Consider the following 17,570-nt stretch of genomic DNA (forward strand, 5'->3'; position numbering starts at 1 on the left):
GATGTCCTTTCCTCTGCTGACAGCGACGGCGGTGCTCCCGGCCATCGGGGCGATCGCCACGGCTGCCGTACCGGCCGCGCGCCGCGACGCCGCCAAGGCGCTCGCGCTGCTCTTCTCACTGGGCACGCTCGCCCTGGCGATCACCGTCCTGGTGCGCTTCGACCCGGACGGCGACCGCTACCAGCTCACCGAGTCGCACGCCTGGATCGCGGACTTCGGGGTGCGCTACGAACTGGGCGTCGACGGCATCGCGGTCGCGCTGATCGCGCTGACCGCCCTGCTGATCCCGTTCATCCTCCTCGCGGGCTGGCACGACGCCGACCCGCTGGAGACCGGCAGCAAGCGGTGGCGGCCCACCCAGGGCTTCTTCGCGCTGATCCTCGGCGTCGAGGCGATGGTGATCCTCTCCTTCGAGGCCACCGACGTCTTCCTCTTCTACATCTTCTTCGAAGCCATGCTGATCCCGATGTACTTCCTCATCGGCGGCTTCGGGGACCGGGCCCACGCGCACGGCGAGCAGGTGGCGTCGACGCAACGGTCGTACGCGGCCGTGAAGTTCCTCCTCTACAACCTCGTCGGCGGCCTGATCATGCTGGCCGCGGTGATCGGGCTGTACGTGGTCGCCGGGAACTTCAGCCTCCAGGAGATCGCCCAGGCGCGGGCCAACGGCTCGCTCGACATGGCGACCAACACCGAACGCTGGCTGTTCCTCGGCTTCTTCTTCGCCTTCGCGGTGAAGGCGCCCCTGTGGCCGCTGCACACCTGGCTGCCCAACGCCATGGGTGAGGCCACCGCCCCGGTCGCCGTGCTCATCACGGCGGTCGTCGACAAGGTGGGCACCTTCGCGATGCTCCGCTACTGCCTCCAGCTCTTCCCGGAGGCCAGCAAGTGGGCGACGCCCGTCATCCTGGTCCTCGCCGTGATCAGCATCATCTACGGCGCGCTGCTCGCCGTCGGACAGCGCGACATCAAGCGGCTGGTGGCGTACGCGTCGATCTCGCACTTCGGCTTCATCGTCATGGGCATCTTCGCGATGACCAGCCAGGGGCAGTCCGGCGCGACGCTGTACATGGTCAACCACGGCCTGTCCACGGCCGCGCTGATGCTGGTCGCCGGCTTCCTGATCTCGCGGCGCGGCTCGCGGCTCATCGCGGACTACGGCGGCGTGCAGAAGGTCGCCCCGGTCCTCGCCGGCACGTTCCTGATCGGTGGCCTCGCGACGCTGTCGCTGCCGGGCCTGGCACCGTTCGTCAGCGAGTTCCTGGTCCTGGTCGGCACGTTCACCCGGTATCCGGCGATCGGCATCGTCGCCACCCTCGGCATCGTGCTGGCCGCGCTCTACACCCTCGTCCTGTACCAGCGGACGATGACCGGCCCGGTCAAGCCGGAGGTCTCGGCGATGCCCGACCTCCGGATGCGCGAGCTGCTGGTCGTCGGGCCGCTGGTCGTCCTGCTCATCGTCCTCGGCGTCTACCCCAAGCCCGTCGCGGACATCGTCAACCCGGCGGTCAAGCAGACCATGTCCGACGTACACAAGAGCGACCCCAAGCCCGAGGTGGAGGCGGCCAAGTGAGCGCAGTAGCCGTCCACAGCCTGTGGACAACCGCGGCCGGTCCGATCACCAAGATCGACTCGCCGAAGATCGAATACGGGCAGCTGTCGCCCACCCTGATCGTCGTGGGCGCGGCGATCGTCGGAGTACTGGTCGAGGCGTTCGTGCCGCGCAAGTCCCGCTACTACGCCCAGCTGTTCGTGTCGGTCGTGGCCCTGTGCGCCGCCTTCGCGGCGGTCGTCGCGCTCGCGGCCGACGGCTACGGCACCACCAAGGCGCACATCGCCGCCATGGGCGCCGTCGCGGTCGACGGACCGGCGCTGTTCCTGCAGGGCACGATCCTGCTGGCCGCGCTGGTCGGCCTGTTCACCTTCGCCGAGCGCAAGCTCGACCCGCAGGCGCACGGCAACCACGTCGACTCCTTCGCCGCGCAGGCCGCCTCCGTGCCCGGCAGCGACAGCGAGAAGGCCGCCGTGAGGGCCGGCTTCACCACCACCGAGGTGTTCCCGCTGCTGCTCTTCGCGGTCACGGGCATGCTGATCTTCCCGGCGGCCAACGACCTGCTGACGCTGTTCGTGGCCCTGGAGGTCTTCTCCCTCCCGCTGTACCTGCTGTGCGCCCTGGCCCGCCGCAAGCGGCTCATGTCGCAGGAAGCCGCGGTGAAGTACTTCCTGCTCGGCGCGTTCGCCTCCGCGTTCACCCTGTTCGGCATCGCCCTGCTCTACGGGTACGCGGGCTCGGTGTCCTACGCGACGATCTCCCAGGTCGTCGACGGCACCCTCACCACCGTCGACCCGGCGCTCGCCGACACCATGGGCAACGACGCGCTGCTGCTCATCGGCACCGCGCTGATCGTGATGGGCCTGCTGTTCAAGGTGGGCGCGGTGCCCTTCCACATGTGGACGCCCGACGTCTACCAGGGCGCCCCGACCCCCGTCACCGGCTTCATGGCCGCCGCCACCAAGGTCGCCGCCTTCGGCGCCCTGCTGCGGATCCTGTACGTCGTGCTGCCGGGCCTGCGCTGGGACTGGCGGCCGGTCATGTGGGGGGTGGCGATCATCACCATGCTCGGCGGTGCGATCGTCGCGATCACGCAGACCGACATCAAGCGGCTGCTGGCGTACTCGTCGATCGCGCACGCGGGCTTCATCCTCGCGGGCGTCATCGCCACCAACCCGGACGGTGTGTCGTCCGTCCTCTTCTACCTGGCCGCGTACTCCTTCGTGACGATCGGCGCCTTCGCCGTCGTCACCCTGGTGCGCGACGCGGGCGGCGAGGCGACCCACCTGTCCAAGTGGGCGGGGCTGGGCCGGCGTTCGCCGCTGGTGGCGGCCGTGTTCGCGGTGTTCCTGCTGGCCTTCGCGGGCATCCCGCTGACGTCCGGCTTCGCGGGCAAGTTCGCCGTCTTCAAGGCCGCCGCGGAGGGCGGTGCCGGTCCGCTGGTCGTGGTCGGTGTGATCTCGTCGGCGATCGCAGCGTTCTTCTACATCCGCGTGATCGTGCTGATGTTCTTCAGCGAGCCGCGGCCCGAGGGCCCGACCGTCGCGGTGCCCTCACCGCTGACGATGACGGCGATCGGCGTCGGCGTGGCGGTCACGCTGGTGCTGGGTGTGGCACCGCAGTACTTCCTGCACCTGGCGGGCCAGGCGGGAGTCTTCGTGCGGTGAGGCACGGCTGAGTGCCGCGCGGCCGTACGACTCGTACGGCGGCCGGGCCCCGGTTCCTCTTCGGAGGGGCCGGGGCCCTTCGGCGTGATGCGGGAGTGCCGGGTCAGCTGTGAGTCGTGCTCGAGGAGGTGGTCGGGCACATCACCCGGGGGTTCCACTGGGCGAAGGTGCCCTTCGGGTTGTGCTTGTACAGCCACGCGTGCAGGTCGTAGTGGCGCGGCATGCCCGGGTAGTGCCCGTCCATGGGGCCCTGGAAGTCCTGCCCGAACAGCCGCGGTCGGGTGGTGCCGGCGGCGTCGACCGGGACGACCCACTCCACGCCGACGAGCCGGCGGCCGCCCCGGCCGTCGTCCTCGTAGAGCAGACCCGCGGGCTTCGCGGGGTCCAGGGAACCGAACAGCGCCTCGTTGAAGTAGTGGAAGCCCATCCCGCCCTCGTCGCGGGCCATGCACAGATGCTCCTCGTAGCCGTCGGCGAGCGCGCGGGGCACGGACCGGTACTTCATGGTCGCCCCGTACGCCTTCGTCAGCGGGAGCAGCGCGCCGGGATCCGGGCTCGCGGCCCGCCCGTGCGCTCCGCGTTCGGCGGGGTGGCCGTGGGCCGGGGCGGTGGCGAGGGCGGACGAGGCGGCGGGCAGGGAGAGGGCGAGCGAGGCGGCCAGGGTGAGGACGGTCTTGGCGAGCCGGACGGGCATGGGGGACTCCTCGGGGCGGGGTCTGGTGTGGGGGGAGGGGGAGGAAGGGTGCGGGAGAGCGGCGGAGTTGGGCGCTGGTGGACGCTCGGAGTACGGGGAGAGGGCGCGGTACCGGGCAGCGTTGCGTGCCGGGCGGCGACGGGTGCGTGGGGCTCCCGCCGCTGCCCTGCTCGGTCAGCATGTCCTCGGGGTACGGGGGGTGCCAGGCGGGGCGGCCGATGGGTTGACCGCCCTGTGCGTCGATCGGGTGGCCGGCTGTTCGGTGGGGCGGGTGGGCCCGGTGGGGCGGTGGGCCGGGCGGGTCGGGTGGACCAGGTGGACCAGGTGAGACGGGTTCCGGCGGGGTGAGGGGCGGGCCGTCGGGCAGGTGATCGGATGCGCAGCCTGTGGATAACTCCGACGCTGTCGGTCCCGGCCCCTATGGTGGACGCAGTGGTCGAGGGACGACGTACGGGGGACGAGGCGATGGGCGGGACGGGCGGGACGGGTGTGATGACCGAAGTGGACATGCCGACGGCGGACGGGAGCAGCGAGGCGCGGGCCACGCTGCACCGGGTCTTCGGGTACGACGCCTTCCGCGGTGAGCAGGAAGCGATCATTGACCACGTGGTGGCGGGCGGCGACGCGGTCGTCCTCATGCCGACCGGCGGCGGCAAGTCGCTGTGCTACCAGATCCCGGCCCTGGTCAGACCCGGCACGGGCATCGTCGTCTCCCCACTGATCGCGCTGATGCAGGACCAGGTGGACGCGCTGCGGGCCCTCGGCGTGCGCGCCGGGTTCGTCAACTCCAGCCAGGACTTCGACGAGCGACGGGTCGTCGAGGCCGAGTTCCTGGCCGGCGAGCTGGACCTGCTGTACCTGGCGCCGGAGCGGCTGCGCCTCGACTCCACGCTGGACCTCCTCTCCCGCGGCAAGATCTCCGTCTTCGCGATCGACGAGGCGCACTGCGTGTCCCAGTGGGGCCACGACTTCCGCCCCGACTACCTGGCGCTGTCACTGCTCGGCGAGCGCTGGCCGGACGTCCCGCGCATCGCGCTCACCGCGACGGCCACGCGCGCGACGCACCAGGAGATCACCCAGCGGCTCGACATGCCGACGGCCCGGCACTTCGAGGCCAGCTTCGACCGGCCCAACATCCAGTACCGGATCGTGCCGAAGGCCGACCCCAAGAAGCAGCTGCTGAGCTTCCTGCGCGAGGAGCACCCGGGCGACGCGGGCATCGTGTACTGCCTGTCGCGCAACTCCGTCGACAAGACGGCGGAATTCCTCAGCGGCAACGGCATCGAGGCGGTGCCGTACCACGCGGGTCTCGACGCGGGCACGCGCGCGAGGCACCAGGCGCGGTTCCTCCGTGAGGAGGGCCTGGTGGTGGTCGCGACCATCGCGTTCGGCATGGGCATCGACAAGCCGGACGTGCGGTTCGTCGCCCACCTCGACCTGCCCAAGTCGGTCGAGGGCTACTACCAGGAGACCGGCCGCGCCGGACGCGACGGCCTGCCGTCCACGGCCTGGATGGCCTACGGCCTCAACGACGTCATCCAGCAGCGCAAGCTCATCCAGTCCGGAGAGGGCGACGAGGCGTTCCGCCGCCGCGCCCAGGCCCACCTGGACGCGATGCTGGCCCTGTGCGAGACGGCCCAGTGCCGCCGGGGCCAGCTCCTCAACTACTTCGGGCAGGAGCCCGGTGAGGCGGGCTGCGGCAACTGCGACACCTGCCTCACCCCGCCGGAGACCTGGGACGGCACCGTCGCCGCCCAGAAGGTGCTGTCGACGGTGGTGCGGCTCCAGCGCGAGCGGGGACAGAAGTTCGGCGCCGTCCAGATCGTCGACATCCTGCTGGGCAAGCGCACGGGCAAGGTCATCCAGTTCGACCACGACCAGCTGTCCGTGTTCGGCATCGGCCAGGAGCTCAGCGAAGCCGAATGGCGCGGAGTGGTCCGGCAGCTGCTGGCCCAGGGGTTGCTCGCCGTCGAGGGTGACTACGGCACCCTGGTGCTGACCGAGGCCAGCGGCTCGGTGCTGCGGCGCGAGCGCGAGGTTCCGTTGCGCAAGGAACCGAAGCGGCCCACCAGCGCCAAGGCGGGGTCCTCGTCGGGCCGGGGCGAGCGCAAGGCCAAGACGGCCGTCCCGGAACTGCCGGAGAGCCTGCTCCCCGCTTTCGAGGCACTGCGCGCCTGGCGCGCCGAGCAGGCCCGCGAGCAGGGCGTCCCGGCGTACGTCATCTTCCACGACGCCACCCTCCGGGAGATCGTCACCGCCTGGCCCACGTCGGTGGCCCAGCTCGGCGGCATCAGCGGGGTCGGCGAGAAGAAGCTGGTGACGTACGGCGAGGGCGTGATCGGGGTCCTGGCCGGGCTGGGCGGGACGCCGGACGACGGGGAAGCGGGTGGCGGCAAGGCGGCCGCCCAGGGTGACCCGGCGGCGGACGACTGGCCGGAGATGGACGCGGAGCCGGAGCCCGACGACTGGATATAGGGGGCGGACCGGGGCGCCGGGCGACGGAGCCCTCGGGCGGACTGGGCGCGTGGGGCGCGTAGGGCGCGTCGCCCGGCGGAGCCTGGGCGGGACGGGCGCTCGGGGCGCCGCAGCCTGTGGGCCGCCGCCATGGTCCCGGCGGCCCAGTTGTCCGGCGAACGGCCCTCCGCTGACCACCGCCCGTCGGCCGCCCCTCGTGTCACAGCGCGCGGGAGGCGTACGCCCTGACGTCCGCGTCGGAGTCCGACCTGACCGTGGCGAGGGCCGCCCTCGCTTCGGGCAGCTCGCGGTGCCGGGTCAGCGCGAGCACCGCGGCCTTGCGGACGTCGGCGTTCACGTCGGCCAGGGCCTTGGCGAGGGCGGGTACGGCCGTGTCGGGGTCCGCCGAGGACAGTGCGGTGGCCGCCCCGGACCGTACCTGCCAGGCGGGGTCGGACAAGGCCGCGACGGCACGGGCGGCGAGGGGTGCCGGGCAGCCGGTGGTGCCGAGCGCGCCGTAGGCGGCGGCCCGCACCAGGGCGTCCGGGTCGTCGACGAGTGCGATCAGGGCGCTCAGGACAACGGGCGCGGGGCCGTGACGGTCCTTCGTGGCCGGCCGGTCGGTCGTCACCGTGGCGAGGGCTTTGGCGATCGCGACCCGGACCTCACGGGACGGGTCGGCGGGAGCGGCGGTGGCCAGGGCGTCGACGGCGTCGACGGAGACCAGGGCGCGAACGGCCGCGATCCGTACGGCCGTGTCGGCGTCGGACAGCGAGCGGGCGAACAGGGCGGTGTCGCCCCACCGCAGCGCCCGCAGGACGTCCAGCGCGGCGGCCCTTACGGCGGGGTCGGCGGCCGGACCGGACTCGGCCAGCGCGGCGGCCAGTCCGTCGCCCAGGGCGGGTTCGGGCGGAAGCGTCTCGACGAGTTCGCGCAGGGAAGCGGCCGCGGCAGCGCGCACCTCGGGCGCGGGGTCGCGCAGGGCGGCGGCGAGGGCGGGCCCGGTTCCCACGGGCACCGTCTCGGTCAGCACGGCGACGGCCTCGCGCCGGACGGCGGGGTCGGGGTCGGACAGGTAGGGGCGCAGGGCATCGAGTTCGGGTTGCTCGTCGGCGAGGGCGATCAGCGCGAGGAGTCGGTCGGACGCCGGTGCGGTCGGCGCGGGGGAGGCGAGGGCGCTCGCCCCCGGGGCGGAGACCGACACGGCTTGGCTGGAATGACCCGTGCCGACGGGCTCGGGAACCAGCGTGTCGTCGGGGGTTCCGCTCGTGGCGGCACGAGCGGCGACCGGGGCGACGTCCCGGGAGCCCGCGGTCGCCACGTCCTCGGCGCGGACCTCGCCGAGCGCACGCGATGGGCCGCCGGTGGGAGCGAAACCGTCCACCGGCACGAGGTAGGGAGCCACGGGACGAGCCGTGAACTCCATGGCACCGGAGGGGGACTTGTGCAGGTCGAGGTGGTGGAACCAGGAGACGTCGTCACGCTCGGGGTGGTCCAGCCGGTCGTGGTAGAGGCCCCAACGGGACTCCGTACGGGCCAGGGAGGCACGGGCGGCCATCTCGGCGCAGTCACGGATGAAGGTGACCTCCGCGCAACGCATCAGTTCGTGCGGGGTGCGGGCGCCCATGGCGGCGATGTCGTCGCGCATCCGCTCGAAGGCCTCCAGCGCGAGCGAGAGGCGGGCGCCCGACTTCGGCGGGGCCACGTAGTCGTTGACGAAGCGGCGCAGCTTGTACTCGACCTGGGGCTGCGGCGGGCCGTCCGGGTTGCGCAGCGGGCGGTAGATCAACTCGTGCGCCTCGTGCAGCTGGTCGGCCGGCAGCTCCCCTGCGTAGGCCGTGTACCGGGAGGCGTCCGCACCGGCCAGATCGCCGAAGACGAACGCGCCGATCATGTAGTTGTGCGGGACGCAGGCCAGGTCACCGGCCGCGTACAGGCGCGGGACGGTCGTACGGGCGTGGTCGTCGACGCGGACGCCGGAAGCGGAGTGCCCGCCGCACAGACCGATCTCGGAGATGTGCATCTCGACGTCATGGGTGCGGTAGTCGTGCCCCCGGCCCGCGTGGAAGGTGCCGCGGGTGGGCCGCTCGGTGGAGTGCAGGATGGACTCGAGGGCGGAGACCGACTCCTCGGGCAGGTGGCTGAGCTTCAGGTAGACCGGGCCGCGGTCGCTGGCGACCTCGGCGGCGAACTCGGCCATCATCTGCCCGGACCAGTAGTCGGAGTCGACGAAGCGCTCGCCGTGCCGGTTGACCTGGTAGCCGCCGAAGGGATTGGCGACGTAGGCGCACGCGGGCCCGTTGTAGTCCTTGATCAGGGGATTGATCTGGAAGCACTCGATCCCGGTCAGCTCGGCACCCGCGTGGTAGGCCATGGCGTAACCGTCACCGGCGTTGGTCGGGTTCTCGTACGTCCCGTACAGGTATCCGGAGGCCGGCAGACCGAGGCGGCCGCAGGCGCCGGTCGCCAGGATCACGGCGCCCGCGCGGACGGTGACGAACGCCCCGGTACGGGTGTTGAACCCCGCCGCGCCCACCGCCGCGCCCCCGGCCGTCAGCACGCGCACCGGCATCACCCGGTTCTCGATGCGTATCCGCTCCCGCATCTCACGACGCCGAAGCTGCCGGTACAGGACCTTCTTGACGTCCTTGCCTTCCGGCATCGGCAGTACGTACGAGCCGGAGCGGTGCACCTGGCGGACCGCGTACGCGCCAAACTCGTCCTTCTCGAACTTGACCCCGTACGACTCCAGTCGCTGGACCATGGCGAAGCCGCGGGTCGCCGTCTGGCGCACCGTGGACTGGTCGACGATGCCGTCGTTGGCGCGCGTGATCTCGGCGACGTAGTCGTCGGGCTCGGCCCGGCCGGGGACGACCGCGTTGTTGACCCCGTCCATGCCCATGGCGAGCGCGCCCGAGTGACGGACGTGCGCCTTCTCCAAGAGCAGGACGTCCGCGCCGTGTTCGGCGGCGGTGAGGGCGGCCATGGTGCCGGCGGTCCCGCCGCCGATGACCAGGACGTCGCAGGTCAGTTCCTCGGCGTCGGCGAGGGTGGGGATCGCGGGGGCGGCGGGCACGGGGGCGTTCACGGGAGGGGTCACCGGGGGACCTTTCAGGTGCCGAGCGAGGAGAGGACGGCGCGGCGCAGGGCCACGCGGGCCGGGTCGTCGAGGGCTCCGCGGTCGCGCGGGCGCGGTACGTCACGCACGGACGCCACACGGCCGGCGGCCAGCAGGGCGACGCGGTCGCCGAGGAAGAGCGCCTCGTCCACGTCATGGGTGACGAAGACGACGGTCGCGCCCGTGCCGCGCAACACCTCGACCAGCAGGTCCTGCATGCCGGAACGGGTCTGGGCGTCGAGCGCGCCGAACGGCTCGTCCATGAGGACGGCACGCGGGGCACCGGCCAGGGCGCGGGCCAGCTGGGCGCGCTGGCGCTGCCCGCCCGACACCCGGTGCGGCAACTGCTTCGCCTGCGCGTCCAGCCCGACCCGGGTGACCCAGGAACCGGCCTGCTCGCGCCGCTCGGAGCGCGGGACTCCCTGGATGGCGAGCGGCAGCTCGACGTTGCCGCGCAAGGTGCGCCAGGGCAACAACGCGTCCTCCTGGAAGACCAGCGCCCGGTCGGCGGACGGCCCGGTCAACGGCCTGCCGTCCTGCTCCACCGACCCGGCCAGCGGGGCCAGCAACCCGGCGAGCGTCCGCAACAGCGTCGACTTCCCGCAGCCCGACGGGCCCACGACGGTGAGGATCTCCCCGGGCCGGACGTCGAGGGTGACGTCGTGCAGCACGGGAGCACCGGGACGGCCGAGCACCGCGGCGTCGAAGCGGAGCCCGGCCCCGGGTGCGGTTGCGCCTGCGGCCCGGGAAGCCGAGGTCGACGCCGGGACGGCCGCCGGTGCGGTGGTCTCAGACGAGGTGCTCATCACGCGCCTCCTGCTCGGTCTCGCCGCTGCCCTGCTGCTGGGCATCGGACTGGTACTGGGAGTCGCCCTCGGCCTTCACCACGACCGGTACGCGGGCGGAGGCGGGGGCGGGGAGCATCGCGGAGCGGGATCGACCACCGGGCACGTACGAGGTGCGGGGCAGCCACCGCGTCAACCGCCGGCCGAGGAGCTCCACCGCCGTGGAAGTGACCCAGCCGAGGACGCCGATGGTGACCATGCCGACGAACACGCCCGGGTAGTCGACGACCGTGTAGTCCTGCCAGGTGCGGTAGCCGACGCCGTACTGGCCGGAGATCATCTCGGCGGAGATCACACAGATCCAGGACACCCCGATGCCCACCGACAGCCCGCCGAAGATGCCGGGCAGTGCGCCGGGCAGGACCACCGAGCCCAGGATGCGCCACCTGCCGCCGCCCATCGTGCGCACCGCCTCCTCCCAGACGGGGGTGAGCGCACGGACCGCGTGCCGCGTGGAGACGAGCACGGGAAAGAAGGCGGCGGTGAAGGTGATGAAGACGATGCCCTGCTCGTTGGAGGGGAAAAGCAGGATCGCGACCGGGACGAGGGCGATCGCGGGGATCGGCCGGACGACCTCCAGGACCGGGCCGAGCAGGTCCTCGGCGAGCCGCGAGCGCGCCACGAGCACGCCCACGGCCACGCCCAGGACGGCGGCCAGCAGGAAGCCCGCCAGGATGCGGGTCAGGCTGTCGGTGAGATCGGTCCAGTAGTCGCTGCCGGTGAGACGGCCGGCGAACGCGTGAGCCACGTCGGTGACGGTGGGGAACTGCGAGAACCGCAGCCAGATGTCCACGTCGAGGCCGGTGAGCAGCTGCCACAGCCCCAGGGCGGTGACCAGCGAGGCGAGGCGGAGCGCATACCGGCGCAGTGCGTGGCGGGTCATGAGGCCGCCTCCAGTGCCTCGCTGTAGGTGACGACCCGCGCGCCGCTGTGGCCGTCGGCATAGGCCTGGGCGGTGGACGGGGCGACGAAGGGCAGCAGGTGCTCGCCGTCGGCGACCCAGACCGCCTTGTCGGCGAACCAGAGAGTGCCGGTGGTGGCGTCCGGGACGTAGGCGGCGCGGACACCGTCGCGGTGTGCGGACAGGTAGGAGAGCAGCGCGGTGGGCGAGGCGAAGGCCTGCGTCCGGTCGGCGCCCTTGGGCCAGACCTCGCTCGCGGCCGCCGGGGGAGCGGCGGAGAGCTTCTGCGCGTACGTCGCGCCGAGCGCCTTCTTCACGTACTGGTCGTCGACGAACGCGTCCACGTCCACATCGCCCGTGAGCTTGGCCGCCTTCAGGATCGACACGTCCTCCTTCAGCGCCGACACGAGTTGCGGCTTGAGTGCCGGGTCGAAGGTCGAGATGCCGTGAGCACCGTTGTAGAGGTAGACGACCTCGGCGGGCAGTCGGGTGGCCTTCGCGACCTTTTCGGCGGCTGCGACCGGGTGGGCGTTCAGGTAGTCGGTGGCCTGTGCCTGGGCCTTCAGGAACGCCTCCAGCACGGACGGGCGTTTCTTCGCGAAGTCCTGGCGGGCGGTGACGCCGTGGAAGGTGGGCAGGTCCAGCTCCGCGCCGTCGTAAAGGGCCTTCGCCTTGCCCTGGTAGGCGAGGAGTCCCGGCCAGGCCACGAACTGGGAGAGCGCGTCGGCGCTGCCGGCCGAGAGGGCCGACGCACCCACCGCAGGCTGCTGGTTGAGCTTCTCGATGCCCGTGTCGGCGTCGATGTTCGCGCGCTTCAGCGCTCGCACCAGCGTCCCGTCGGCCGCGGAGCCGACACTCGTGGAGACCTTCTTCCCCTTGAGGTCCTTCAGCGACGTCAGCTTGGAGTCGGGGGCGGTGACGATGGTGTTGAGGCCACCGCGCAGGTTGTAGCCGGTGACCGACACCAGGTGGGTGGGGCGGCCGAGCTGCTTGCCGCGAGCCGCGTTGATGAGCAGCGGGAAGTCGCCCATCGAGCCGATGTCGATCTTCCCGGCGGTCATCTGGGCGGTGATGGGGGCGCCGGTGGCGTAGTCCTGCCAGACGACCTTGTAGTCGTGCCCGTCGCCCAGGGCGTTCAGTTGCTTCTCGAAGTAGCCGAGGGAGCGCAGCAGCGTGCCGGCGGTGACCGTGTTGATGGTCTTCGACTGGTAGCCGACGGTCACGGTGATCGTGCCGCCGTCGCCGGCCGCCGCGCTGCCGCCGCACGCGGACAGCGCAAGCAGCAGCGTGGCGGTGGCGGTGGCGACCGCGGTGCGATGCAGGGACGTTCGGGACATGACGGGGAGACCTTTCACCGGAGCAGGTAGGGCATGTTGACCGTGACGGCTCCAGTGGGACAGCGGGCCGCGCACGGGCCGCAGTACCAGCACTCGTCGACGTGCATGTACGCCTTGCCGCTGTCGGTGTCGATGGCCAGCGAGTCCAGCGGGCACATGTCCACGCAGAGGGTGCAGCCGTCGATGCACTTCGACTCGTCGATGGTCACGGGCACGTCGGCCCGCTGGGGCACCAAGGGCATGGCGGTCTCCAGAGAAGGAATTCCCGAATTGGTCCGCCCGGTCGTGAACCGACGAGGTCCCGCCGAACGATGAAGGAGTGCAGGCGCCGACAGCGCGCCGGGAAGAACTGACGGACGGGGACGGGCAGATGAGAACGGTCGGGATCAGGCGGTGCGGTGGAGCAGGCCGCTCATCGAGATGCGGTCGCCACGGAAGCGGATGAACTCCAGGTCGACGGGCCGGCCGTCGGCCAGGTGCGTCAGGCGTTCCAACATCAGGACGGCGGCGCCTCGCGGTGCCTCCAGGACGGCGGCGGAGTGGGCGTCGGCGTTCACGGCCTCCAGCGTGATGTCGGCGTGGCCGAGGGGACGGCCGGTGATCGACTCCAGGAGGCGGAAGACGTCGGTGTTCTCGAGGTCGGCGCCGAGCAGGGCGGTGCCGAGGTCAAGGGGGATGTAGGTGAGGTCCAGGGAGAGAGGGAGGCCGTTCAGGCGGCGCAGGCGTTCGATGTAGAGGACGTCCGCGCCGGGCGGGAGGTGAAGCCGGTCGGCCACGGGGGCCGGTGCCGACACCGGGCCCACGGTACGGACCTCGTTGGTGACGCGGCCGTGTTCGTGGAGGGTCTCGGCCAGGCCCATCAGCCGGTCGAGCCCATGGGGGTACTTGCGGGCCACGACCACCGTGCCGACGCCCGGCAGGCGGTCGACGAGGCCCTCGGAGCGCAGCAGGTCGAGCGCTTCGCGGACGGTGTTGCGGGAGGTGCGGTAGTCGGTGGCGAGCAGCGATTCATGGGGGAGCGTGCCGGACCCGAAGCCGTCGGTGAGCAGTTGGCGGCGGAGCAGGTCGGCGAGCTGGCGTGCCCGATCCGCGCGCAGCCTGCGCCGCGCACGGTGGGCGGCGACGGTGGTCGCGCCCTGGCCGGCGTGGTCCCGGATGCGGTCGGTGGGTGGCATGGCTGGAACCATACCGAGACGCTAGGAAAAGGGGTGTTGCGGAAGTGTTGCGCCACCTGACGGTAGGTCGACAGGCGCGCTGATCTGCGGTTTCTTCCTGATGGCGGCAAGATCTGCCACTGCCGGCGGGACTTGTGCCACACCGGCACGGACCGCGTCGGGCGCCACCGGCACAGCCCGACTCGGCTCGTGCCGGCGAAGACTCCCGCCGCACCCGTGCTGCTCCTCGGCAGAGTGGCTGGCACCCTCAAGCGCGCGCGGACCGGTGGCCGCCCGCTCGGCCTCGGATGAGAGGGCAGTACGGCCCAGCTCAGGTCAGTGCCGTCAGTCCCGGTGCGAAGGTGATCAGCAGCGGGAGGAGGGGGACCAGGGACGCCACGGTCGTCGTCAGGGCACGGTGGCGGCGGCCCAGCCGCGGCGGGGGCTCCAGCAGCCGGTCGACGCGCTCCCCCAGGAGGCGGTGGCTGTTGGCGCAGGACAGGACGCCCCGGTGCTGGTTCAGCTCGATCAGGGCGAGGGCCGTGGTCAGGTGGCCGCAGCGGCGGGAGGCCGTGTCGTCGGCGGCGAGTTCGACCAGGCGGTGGGTCTGGTCGCAGAAGTGGGCGAAGAGCGGCACGCGCGGGAAGCCCGTCGCCAGGGCGGTCGACAGGTGCAGCAGCCAGTCGTGGTGGGCGCGGGCGTGGCCGCGTTCGTGGGTCAGGACGGCGTCGAGCTGGTGGGAGGTGAGGCGGTGCAGCGCACCGGTGGTGACGATCAGCTGGGGCGGGCTGCCGGGCAGCCACCAGGCGTCCGGGTACTCGTCCTCCAGGACCAGCAGGGGGCCACGGCCGGACGGCAGACCGCCGGGCAGATCGGGGGCCCGCTCGCGCAGGTGGGCCCGGGCCCGGCCGCGCCGACGGCGGGCCTCGATGAGTTCGCGGGCGAGCATCGCCGTGGTCCAAGCGGCTCCGCAGGCCAGCAGCAGGGTGAGGGTGGCGGCCCAGACCGGGGCGGTGGTGAGGTCGTACGCCTCGGCCACACCGGGCGGCGCGGGTGCGAAGACCTGGGTGCGGACGGTGTGGAAGACGGCGGCGGTGCCCAGGGTCAGGGCCGTCAGACAGCACAGCAGCACCGTGGCGACCAGGCACTGCCAGACCCAGAGGGCGACGACCGGTTCCTGTTCCGGCCAGGACGCGCGCGTGAGGGCACGGGGGACCGGCCAGGCGGCCATGAGAGCGACGGCGCTCAGCAGGAGCAGGCAGACGGTCATGCCACGGGCTCCGGATCCGGTCGGGAAGAGCTGCTGTGGACGGTGCGTGGTGCTGCGAGGCGGGACACGGCTCTGGTGGTGCGGGGGCGGCGAGCCGTGCACGGAGGCCGTGCCCGCCGCCTGTACGACCGCCAGTATGACGCCGTACGCCTCGTCCGTCAGCCCGCGACGATGCGCCCGGTCACCTCGCCCAGGGAGACCCGCAGGCCGTCGGGGCCGGGGGCCCACGCCGACAGGGTCACCACGTCGCCGTCCTCCAGGAACGTCCGCTTGTCGTCGGGGAGTTCCAGCGGGTCGCGGCCGTTCCAGGTCAGCTCCAGCAGGGAGCCGCGCTCGCGCTCGGTCGGGCCGCTCACGGTGCCGGAGCCGTACAGGTCGCCGGTGCGCAGGGAGGCGCCGTTGACCGTCATGTGGGCGAGCTGCTGGGCCGCGGTCCAGTACATGGTGGAGAAGGGGGGTTCGGAGACCACATGGCCGTTGATCGCGACGGAGATGCGCAGGTCGTAGCCGGCGGGTTCCTGCGCCGAGTCGTCCAGGTAGGGCAGCAGGGGGTGCGTGCGCTGCGGCGGGGCCACGCGCGCGTGGTCGAGTGCTTCCAGCGGGGTGATCCAGGCGGACACCGACGTGGCGAACGACTTGCCGAGGAACGGTCCGAGGGGGACGTACTCCCAGGCCTGGATGTCGCGGGCCGACCAGTCGTTCAGCAGGCACAGGCCGAAGACGTGGTCGCGGAAGTCGTCCAGGCCGACCGGGCTGCCCATCGGCGAGGGCGTGCCGACGACGAAGCCGACCTCCGCCTCGATGTCGAGCCGGACGGACGGGCCGAACACCGGGGCCGGGTCGGCCGGGCCCTTGCGCTGCCCCGCGGGGCGCACGACGTCGGTGCCGGACACCACGACCGTGCCGGACCGGCCGTGGTAGCCGATCGGCAGGTGCTTCCAGTTCGGGGTGAGGGAGTCGGCCGCGTCGGGACGGAAGATCTGGCCGACGTTCCGGGCGTGGTGCTCGGAGGCGTAGAAGTCGACGTAGTCGGCGACCTCGAACGGCAGGTGCAGGGTCACCGAGGACAGGGGGTGCAGCAGGGGTTCGAGCACCGGCCGGTGGGCCGGGTCGGTCACCCACGCGTGCAGCGCGGCGCGTACCTGCGACCACGTCGGCCTGCCGGCCGCCAGCAGGGGGTGGAGGGTCGGCGCGGCGAGGAGGGCCGCGTGGGGCGAGCCGAGGGCTCGGGCCGCGGCGCCCGCGTCGAGGACGTGGTCGCCGAGCCGCACGCCGACCGTGCGCTCCGGGTTGCCGGGGCGGGAGAAGACGCCGTACGGGAGGTTGTGCGGGCCGAAGGGGTCGCCCTCGGGAAGGTCGAACGGGGGCATCGGGTGCTGCCTCGCTTTCGTGTTCGCCATGTCGTGCTCGCGGGTGCCCCGCCGTCGGCGGGAGCCGGGCCACACGTTACGGCTGACCTCGCACGAGCGGCACGGGGCGGCACCGGTGGGACGGGCGGGGTGATGGCCGGCTCCGCCGACTCTGGCCCGGGCGCTGCGGCGACGGCCGCGTGCCGAAGTACCGCATACGCCTCGGTGTGCCGCAACGGGCGGAAAACGAGACGCAGGAGATCTTTTCCGGTCAGTGTCAGGCGGGAGTGAAAGCTGACAGACAGGCCCCAACTCCCGTCAACGGGAAATGAGTCGGGAAGACGCGATGTCCGTATTCTCTGATCATGGCCGCACCCCTCACCTCTGCACCCTTCACACCTGCCCGGCGCTCCGCGTACGCGCTCATCGCCACCGACCTGGACGGAACGCTGCTCCGCGGCGACGACACCTTCTCCGACCGGTCGCTCCTCGCACTGACGCGCGTCACCGACGCCGGCGCCCGCCACCTGGTGGTGACCGGCCGGCCGGCTCCCCGGGTGCGGCCGCTGCTGGAGCACCTGCGCGGCAGGGGGCTCGCGGTGTGCGGACAGGGCGCGCAGCTGTACGACGCCGGCACCGACCGCCTGCTGTGGTCGGTCACCTTGGACCGGGAGCTGGCGGAGACCGCGCTGGGCAAGATCGAGGCCGAGGTGGGCCAGGTGTACGCCGCCGTCGACCAGGACGGCGTGGACGGGCTGACGCTCATCGAGCCGGGCTACCGGATGCCGCACCCCACCCTGCCGGCCCTGCGGGTCGGGCGGCGCGACGACCTGTGGTGCGCGCCGATCAGCAAGGTGCTGCTGCGCCACCCCGACCTGTCCGACGACGAGCTGGCGGCGACGGCCCGCTCGGTGGTGGGCTCGCTGGCCACGGTCACCATGTCGGGGCCGGGCACGGTGGAGCTCCAGCCGTGCGGCATCACCAAGGCGACGGGGCTGGCGCTGGCCGCCGAGCACCTCGGCGTCGGCCCGGCCGACACGGTCGCCTTCGGGGACATGCCCAACGACGTGCCGATGTTCGACTGGGCCGGGTACGGGGTCGCGATGGCCAACGCCCATCCGGAGCTGAAGGCGGTGGCCGACGAGGTGACGACGTCGAACGAGGACGACGGCGTGGCCGTCGTCCTCGAACGTCTCTTCCTGTGACCCGCGGGCGCTCCGACCCGCGCG

13 protein-coding genes are annotated in these 17,570 nt (G+C 72.2%); 4 read left to right on the forward strand and 9 right to left on the reverse strand.

What is annotated here, in order from left to right; all coding sequences use genetic code 11:
- The first annotated feature begins 1 nt into the window (after position 1).
- Both E4U91_RS20195 and nuoN read left to right on the forward strand, forming a co-directional pair.
- Positions 2-1,573, forward strand: a complete 1,572-nt coding sequence (locus E4U91_RS20195; protein ID WP_137308160.1) for an NADH-quinone oxidoreductase subunit M — start codon at positions 2-4, stop codon at positions 1,571-1,573.
- Entirely contained in the window at positions 1,570-3,219 is a 1,650-nt protein-coding gene (gene nuoN, locus E4U91_RS20200) for an NADH-quinone oxidoreductase subunit NuoN (protein WP_137308161.1), read from the forward strand. Before E4U91_RS20195 ends, nuoN begins: the two co-directional genes overlap by 4 nt.
- A gap of 103 nt (positions 3,220-3,322) precedes the next feature.
- On the opposite strand, the gene E4U91_RS20205 is transcribed toward nuoN, so the two are convergent.
- On the reverse strand, positions 3,323-3,913 hold the full coding sequence (locus E4U91_RS20205; protein WP_137308162.1) for a hypothetical protein: 591 nt from the start codon (positions 3,911-3,913) through the stop codon (positions 3,323-3,325).
- 465 nt (positions 3,914-4,378) lie between these two features.
- Between E4U91_RS20205 and recQ the strand changes: the two genes are divergently transcribed.
- Positions 4,379-6,388, forward strand: coding sequence for a DNA helicase RecQ (gene recQ / locus E4U91_RS20215; protein ID WP_168218268.1), 2,010 nt, complete (start codon positions 4,379-4,381; stop codon positions 6,386-6,388).
- Positions 6,389-6,587: 199 nt separating this feature from the next.
- Here recQ and E4U91_RS20220 read toward each other — a convergent pair whose 3' ends face one another.
- The 8 genes from E4U91_RS20220 to fahA form a co-directional block, all read right to left on the reverse strand.
- Positions 6,588-9,467, reverse strand: coding sequence for a fumarate reductase/succinate dehydrogenase flavoprotein subunit (locus E4U91_RS20220; RefSeq protein WP_137308163.1), 2,880 nt, complete (start codon positions 9,465-9,467; stop codon positions 6,588-6,590).
- Positions 9,468-9,478: 11 nt separating this feature from the next.
- Positions 9,479-10,291: an ABC transporter ATP-binding protein gene (locus E4U91_RS20225; RefSeq protein WP_137308164.1), complete on the reverse strand. Its 813-nt coding sequence runs from the start codon at positions 10,289-10,291 to the stop codon at positions 9,479-9,481.
- Positions 10,275-11,213, reverse strand: coding sequence for an ABC transporter permease (locus E4U91_RS20230; protein WP_137308165.1), 939 nt, complete (start codon positions 11,211-11,213; stop codon positions 10,275-10,277). The genes E4U91_RS20225 and E4U91_RS20230 overlap by 17 nt, the downstream gene beginning before the upstream one ends.
- Positions 11,210-12,568 carry an ABC transporter substrate-binding protein gene (locus tag E4U91_RS20235; RefSeq protein ID WP_422070906.1) on the reverse strand — a complete coding sequence of 453 codons (1,359 nt, stop codon included), beginning with the start codon at positions 12,566-12,568 and terminating at the stop codon, positions 11,210-11,212. The genes E4U91_RS20230 and E4U91_RS20235 overlap by 4 nt, the downstream gene beginning before the upstream one ends.
- 14 nt (positions 12,569-12,582) lie before the next feature.
- On the reverse strand, positions 12,583-12,810 hold the full coding sequence (locus E4U91_RS20240; RefSeq protein ID WP_067240494.1) for a 4Fe-4S dicluster domain-containing protein: 228 nt from the start codon (positions 12,808-12,810) through the stop codon (positions 12,583-12,585).
- Positions 12,811-12,954: 144 nt separating this feature from the next.
- The gene (locus tag E4U91_RS20245; RefSeq protein ID WP_067240493.1) at positions 12,955-13,743 is read right to left on the reverse strand and encodes a GntR family transcriptional regulator; all 789 of its coding nucleotides are present in this window, start codon (positions 13,741-13,743) and stop codon (positions 12,955-12,957) included.
- Positions 13,744-14,053: 310 nt separating this feature from the next.
- Positions 14,054-14,992: a M56 family metallopeptidase gene (locus E4U91_RS20250; RefSeq protein ID WP_137308166.1), complete on the reverse strand. Its 939-nt coding sequence runs from the start codon at positions 14,990-14,992 to the stop codon at positions 14,054-14,056.
- A 158-nt stretch (positions 14,993-15,150) separates the two neighbouring features.
- On the reverse strand, positions 15,151-16,362 hold the full coding sequence (fahA, locus tag E4U91_RS20255; RefSeq protein ID WP_137308167.1) for a fumarylacetoacetase: 1,212 nt from the start codon (positions 16,360-16,362) through the stop codon (positions 15,151-15,153).
- A gap of 344 nt (positions 16,363-16,706) precedes the next feature.
- On the opposite strand from fahA, the gene E4U91_RS20260 reads away from it, so the two are divergent.
- Positions 16,707-17,546 (forward strand): HAD family hydrolase, encoded by an 840-nt coding sequence (locus E4U91_RS20260; RefSeq protein ID WP_137308168.1) that lies wholly within the window; start codon positions 16,707-16,709, stop codon positions 17,544-17,546.
- Positions 17,547-17,570: the final 24 nt, after the last annotated feature.

Source organism: Streptomyces lasalocidi (genome assembly GCF_005280215.1).
Classification (GTDB): domain Bacteria; phylum Actinomycetota; class Actinomycetes; order Streptomycetales; family Streptomycetaceae; genus Streptomyces; species Streptomyces longwoodensis.